1 protein-coding gene is annotated in these 540 nt (G+C 65.9%); it reads right to left on the bottom strand.

The features are described 5' to 3' along the window. Positions 1-540 (bottom strand): phosphopantetheine-binding protein (locus tag J1M86_RS23430; RefSeq protein WP_241260594.1); only part of this gene is annotated, 540 nt, incomplete at both ends.

The raw sequence follows: 540 nt of genomic DNA, 5'->3' as shown, positions 1-540 counted from the left end.
ACTGCACCGCAAGAGGAATGTTGTACGCCGCCGAGGACGTATCGAACTGATTGATGAACCACATCCGCTGCTGCGCCTGCGACAACGGCACCCGATCCGGACGCTCCATCGGCACCAGAGCCGGACGGTTGGCGTCGGCGGGCTGGCCCACGCTTCGGGCGGCGAGCGTTGCCACCGTAGGGGCTTCGAACAACGCGCGCACCGTGATCGACGCGCCAAGGGCAGAGTTCACCCGCGAGGTCACCCGGGTGGCACTGAGGGAGTCACCGCCCAGGTCGAAGAAGTTGTCGTCCAGGCCGATGGACTCGATGCCGAGTACCTCCGCGAACACCTCTGCAACTACACGTTCGGTGTCGGTGGTCGGCTCGCGTCGCTCAGCCCCGCCGGTGAGTTCCGGGATCGGGAGTGCGCGTCGGTCCAGCTTGCCGGCCGGAGTCAACGGAATGGACTCGAGCACCACGAACGCAGACGGAATCATGTGCGCGGGCAGCGAACCCGCCACATGCTCACGCAACACATCGGTATCGACCTCGTGGCCGG

The sequence above is a fragment of the Rhodococcus sp. KRD197 genome (assembly GCF_017168235.1).
GTDB lineage: Bacteria > Actinomycetota > Actinomycetes > Mycobacteriales > Mycobacteriaceae > Rhodococcoides.
The sequence above is the reverse complement of the archived record's forward strand: the minus strand, read 5'-3'. Positions and strand labels throughout refer to the sequence as shown.